Origin of the sequence: uncultured Thiodictyon sp. (genome assembly GCA_903837595.1) — a bacterium.
In the GTDB taxonomy this organism is placed as follows: Bacteria; Pseudomonadota; Gammaproteobacteria; order Chromatiales; family Chromatiaceae; genus Thiodictyon.
Map to the genome: position 1 here is coordinate 1 of CAILVI010000118.1, position 1,962 is coordinate 1,962.

The 1,962-nt window shown below is 61.5% G+C and carries 2 protein-coding genes; both read left to right on the top strand.

Annotated features, from left to right (window positions below; genetic code table 11):
• Positions 1-412 (top strand): acyltransferase family protein (locus QZY44_RS06525; RefSeq protein ID WP_295443904.1); only part of this gene is annotated, 412 nt, incomplete at its 5' end.
• Between the two features lie 8 nt (positions 413-420).
• The gene (locus QZY44_RS06530; RefSeq protein ID WP_295443907.1) at positions 421-1,824 is read left to right on the top strand and encodes an IS66 family transposase; all 1,404 of its coding nucleotides are present in this window, start codon (positions 421-423) and stop codon (positions 1,822-1,824) included.
• The last annotated feature ends 138 nt before the right edge of the window (positions 1,825-1,962 follow it).

The window sequence follows — 1,962 nt, forward strand, 5'->3', positions numbered from 1 at the left end:
CAAAAGCGATCTTTCCGTTGTGAAGAACGGGAACTATTGGGATGTTGTCAATGAATATAAGCCGCTGATGCACACCTGGAGCTTGGGTGTTGAAGAGCAATATTATTTGCTTTACCCCTTGCTGTTCTTGATTCTAGGGAAGGCGAGACGCTCGTGGCTGCTCCCGTTATTGATTTTTTTGACGGCCGTTTCGGTGATTCTCTTTTTTTCGCCAAGCATCGAGCGTTATGAAAAGTTTTACTTATTGCCCTTTAGGTTTTTTGAACTTTCGCTGGGTGGTATTGCCGTTATCGTGTTCCGGGGGAGGCTTGTCGATCATCGTCTCTCGTTTGGCTTTCTTCTGAGAAACTACTCAGGTCCCGCCGAACCGCCGCGCCGGTTTTGCTTGAACACGCGGCGCGGAAGCGGATAATCGCGACCATGGAACCCCTGCCCGACTTGGCGCCCCTGAGCGTTGCCGACAAAGACGCCCTGATCGGGGCGTTGTGGGCGCGCGTCGTCGCGCTGACGGCGACGGTCGAGGAACTGCAAGGTCGTCTGGCGAAGAACAGCCGCAATTCTAGCAAACCACCGTCCTCGGACGGGCTGAACAAACCCAAGCCGAAGTCGTTGCGCACCCGCGGAGAGAAACCGACGGGAGGCCAAACGGGCCACGCCGGTCATACCCTGAAGCGCGTGGCGCAGCCGGATCGGATTCAAACGCATGCCCCGGCGACCCATTGCGATGCCTGTCATCGTCCCTTGGGTCCGGCGGTCGTGGTCGAGACCCGCCAAGTGTTCGACCTGCCGCCGCTGCGCTGCGAGGTCACCGAGCACCAAGTTCTCGAAGCGCCGTGCCCCTGCGCGAAGGTGCATCGGGGCGCGTTTCCCGCCGCGGTGTCGGCGCCGGTGCAGTACGGACCGCACAGCAAGGCGGCGGTCATCCAGTTGACCCACCACCACATGTTGCCGCTGGCACGCACCGGCGAGTTGATGGGCGATCTGTTCGACCTGCCGATGTCCGACGCCACGGTGCTGGCGATCCAGGCCGAAGCGCAGGTGCGGCTGGCCCCGACCGTGGCCGCGATGGGGGAGGCGCTCACCGCCGCCGCGGTCGCCCACGCCGACGAAACCGGGATGCGCGTAGCCGGTAAAATCCACTGGATGCATGTTCTCGTGACCCCACTGCTGACCTGGCTCGGTGCGCACCCCAAACGCGGCAAGCTAGCGTTCGACGCCTTTGGGCTGCTGATCGTGTTCGCGGGGACCCTGATCCACGACGGCTGGAAGCCGTATCGGGAACTCGCCTGCAAGCACGGTCTGTGCAACGCCCACCACCTGCGTGAACTGACCTATGTCTTCGAGCAGATGGGGCAAGCCTGGGCCAAGTGCCTGTTCGATTTGCTGCTCGCCGCCTGTCATGAGGTCGCGGCGGTGGGCGCACCGCTCCCCGCCAAGCGCATCGCCTACTATCGAACGACCTATTACCAACTCCTCACCACCGGGGAGGCGGCCAATCCGCGCGCGCCACCCTCGGGCAAACGCGGTCGGACCAAGCAGAGCAAGGGGCTCAATCTCATCGACCGCTTGCGCCGCTACGCCGACGATGTCTGGCGCTTCATGATCGATCCCGCGGTTCCCTTCACCAACAACCTCGGTGAGCAGGCGATCCGCATGCCCAAGGTCAAACAGAAAGTCTCCGGCGGTTTCCGGACCGCAGACGGCCTCGACACCTTCTGCACCATCCGCTCCTATCTGGCCACCATGCACAAGCAGGGGGCGAATCTCTTCAACGCCCTCACCCTGACTTTCCAGGGCACCCCGCCTCAGCCGCGCTTCGCGTAGTCGGCGGCTGAGGGCTGGGTGGGGGTACCTGAGTAGTTACTAATATACGAGCCATCCGAACATACGATAGTTTCGACAGGATTGGCGGTGATCCGCCCAAGACCAGAGACTCCATTCACCTTTCTCAACTTGGTCGTG